General features: G+C 72.0%; 2 protein-coding genes. One reads left to right on the top strand and one right to left on the bottom strand.

What is annotated here, in order from left to right:
- Positions 1-47 precede the first annotated feature (47 nt).
- Positions 48-1,025 (bottom strand): hypothetical protein, encoded by a 978-nt coding sequence (locus ACFUVW_RS20380; protein WP_430573117.1) that lies wholly within the window; start codon positions 1,023-1,025, stop codon positions 48-50.
- A 427-nt stretch (positions 1,026-1,452) separates the two neighbouring features.
- Here ACFUVW_RS20380 and ACFUVW_RS20375 point away from each other — a divergent pair, with 427 nt between their 5' ends.
- Positions 1,453-3,117: an ABC transporter substrate-binding protein gene (locus ACFUVW_RS20375; protein ID WP_430573118.1), complete on the top strand. Its 1,665-nt coding sequence runs from the start codon at positions 1,453-1,455 to the stop codon at positions 3,115-3,117.
- Positions 3,118-3,179 lie beyond the last annotated feature (62 nt).

Raw genomic sequence — 3,179 nt, 5'->3', positions numbered from 1 at the left:
GCCCGCCACCACCGAGACCCTCGGGCTCGCGCCCGCCGCCACCGCCGTCATCGAGACCGACGGCTCCATCGAACAGGCCGATTCGCTGAAATCCGCGTACGAGGGGGTGGCATCAGCGGGTGGACCCGTGCCGCGCGGCGGACCTCGTCCGGGAACCGGGCGAGCAGGCGTCGCGCGACGCCGTCCGGGTTCCGGGCGTCCCGGGCGACGAACCGTAGCGGCCGCACGCCGAGGTGCTCGGTGATGGCGTCCTCGCGCACCTTCTCCTCGAACAGCGCTCGCTCGGCGTCGTACCCGGGTCCGAACGCGCCGTCGCGGTACTTGATCCGGCCGTCGAACTCGGCAAGCACGCGGTGCTCGAGCCACACGACGTCGATCTCGTACCGTCCGGCGCGCGTGTCGGCCCGGAACTGCGTCACCGGGCGCGGCAGGCCGGCCCGCACCGCCACGTACCGCAGCCAGGTCTCCCAGGGCGGGTCGACCCGCTCCTCGGCCAGCTCGAGCACGAGGCGTGCCCGGCGGACCCCACGGCGACGCCCGTCGAGCAGCCGCGCCGCCTCCGCACGGTCGAGACCGTGCCCGAGCGCCCAGTCGGCGACGACCAGGCCACCCAGCGGATGCATCGTCGTGAGGCAGTCGACGACGGTGCGGGTCAGGTCGGTGATCGGTAGTCCCTCGCGCTGCACCCAGCGCCCCGGCAACCCGCGCCGTCGCACGATGTCGCGGGCCGATCGCGTGCTGGCGCCCGAGCGCTGCAGCACGTGCGTCGTCGACGGCGTCTCCCATAGCGGCACGCCCCAGACGAGGGCCGCGGACTCGTGACTGAACACGTGGTCGGCGTCGAGCTGCTGGTGGACGGCGGCCAGGTGGTCGCGGGCGTGGGCATGCGGGTCCCGCGTGCCGGCCCGTGGCGCGCGGTAGGCGCCCCGGCGCACGCGCTCGATCTCGCGCGCGGCGGTCGCGCGCCGCAGCACTGCGGGGTCGTGGTGCCGTGCGATCAGGAGGGCGCGGTCGTCGTCGCTCATGCCTGGGATGGTGCTCGGTGCGCACTCGTCGCGGCACCGCCCGACGCGCGGCTGTGGAGGGACCCGGCCTGGGGACAGCGTCGTCGCGGCAGTCTCGCCCCACCGCGGCAGTTCGAACTGCCGCCGCGAGCCTGGACTGCCGCCGCGAGCCTGGACTGCCGCCGCGAGCCTGGACTGCCGCCGTGAGGACGCGGGCAGTCAGCCGGGCCTGCTTCCGCGACCGGGCCTGGCGTCGGGCGCGACACGCGGTCGATCGTTACTGATCCTTAACAGTGATTTTCACCACGGGAGGCCATGATGGCGATATGTTCCACGGCAACGCCGTCGCGGGCTCGTGAGCGCGGTCGGCGGCGACGTGCACGACGACGTGAACACGGCATGGCAACGGCGCCTTGGGCGACCACGACGTGGGGAGAAGCCGGTGACGATGGGGCGAAAGGCTGCGGTGGCGGCCGCGGCGACAGCGGTGGCGCTGGTGCTGGCGAGCTGTTCGGGCGGCGGGGGCGGTACCGAGGGCGAGGGTGACGGCGGCGGGGGAGGCGGCAGCGACCCGGACGCGACGCTCCGGCTCGCGCTCGCGCAGGACGTCGAGACGCTGCTGCCGATGGACTCGAACGTCGGGGACAACATCTCCGTGCTCGACGTCGTCTACGACGGACTGGTCCGGTACGACCCGGAGACCACCGAGCCGTACAACTACGTCGCGGAGAGCATCGAGAGCGACGACAACACGGTCTGGACCATCACGATCAAGCCGGACCTGACGTTCCAGAACGGCGAGCCGGTCGACGCGGAGGCGTTCGCGCGGGCGTGGAACTACGCCGCCTACGGCCCGAACGCCATGGCGAACAACTACTTCTTCGAGCGCATCGCCGGGTACGAGGAGATGCAGGGCGAGACCGACGACGAGGGGAACGTCACCGAGGAGCCGGCCGCGGACACGCTGTCCGGGCTCAAGGTGGTGGACCCGCAGACGCTCGAGGTCACGCTCACCGGCCCGTTCGCCGGCTTTGCCACGATGCTCGGGTACACCGGCTTCTTCCCGATCGCGCAGGAGTGCCTCGACGACATCGAGGCGTGCGCCGTGCAGCCGATCGGCAACGGGCCCTTCCAGGTCGAGCAGTGGGACCAGGGGGTGAGCCTCACGGCGACCCGGTGGGAGGACTACTCGCTGGAGGAGACGCCGGAGTACGGCACCATCGAGTGGACCGAGTACGCGGGCACCGAGAACTGGCCCGACTTCCAGGCGGGCAACCTGGACTTCGCCGTCCCGCCGCCCGCGGAGCTCGCGGCTGCGCAGAACGACCCCGACCTGCAGGAGCGGTACGTCGAGGGACCCGGCGCGGCGCTCACCTACCTGGCGTTCCCGCTCTACGAGGACGGCCCGTGGAAGGACGTCGAGTTCCGCAAGGCGATCTCGCTGGCCATCGACCGGCAGGGCATCATCGACGCGCTCCTGCCCGGTGAGCGCGTGCCCGCGGACAGCTGGGTCGTGCCCGACGGTGTCCCCGGCGGCGAGGCCGGCACGTGCCAGTGGTGCGAGTTCGACCCCGACGCCGCGAAGGCGGCGCTCGAGCAGGCGGGCGGCTGGCCCGACGGCGAGAAGCTGACGATCCACCTCGGCCAGGACGAGACCGAGCAGGCGCTGTTCAAGGCGATCGGCGACTCCATCCAGGAGACCCTCGGCATCCCGTACGAGCTCGACCCGACTCCGGACTACTTCGACCGCCGGTCGGCGCGCGACTTCTCCGGCCCGTTCCGCGCCAACTGGTTCCCGGACTACCCGCTGAACGAGAACTACCTGGCCCCGGTATACGCCAGCGGCGACGCGGAGAACGGCAACACGGAGTTCGGCTACTACAGCGAGGACTTCGAGGCGGCCATCGCGGCGGGCGACGAGGCGGCGACGCTGGAGGAGGCGGTGACGCACTACCAGGAGGCCGAGGCCGTGCTGGCCGAGGACTTCCCGACGGTGCCCGTCGTCTTCTCGGTGAACTCGTACTACTACAGCGAGAACGTGTCGAACGTCGTCCTCGACCCGTTCAGCGGCGAGCCGAAGCTGCGCCTGCTGGAGGTCACGAACGGCATGTGACGTGCGGCGCCCGCCGACGACGTCGCCGGGCGGGCTCGTCGGGACCCCGGTCCCGGCGAGCC

The organism is Isoptericola sp. NPDC057391 (assembly GCF_042668085.1).
Taxonomy (GTDB): domain Bacteria; phylum Actinomycetota; class Actinomycetes; order Actinomycetales; family Cellulomonadaceae; genus Isoptericola.
Note: the sequence above shows the minus strand (reverse complement) of the source record. Positions and strands in the feature narration are given on the sequence as shown.

Excerpts from the sequence above, each read along its gene's own strand:
- ACFUVW_RS20380 (WP_430573117.1), bottom strand. The coding sequence starts at position 1,025 with ATGAGCGACGACGACCGCGCCCTCCTGATCGCACGGCACCACGACCCC.
- ACFUVW_RS20375 (WP_430573118.1), top strand. The coding sequence starts at position 1,453 with ATGGGGCGAAAGGCTGCGGTGGCGGCCGCGGCGACAGCGGTGGCGCTG.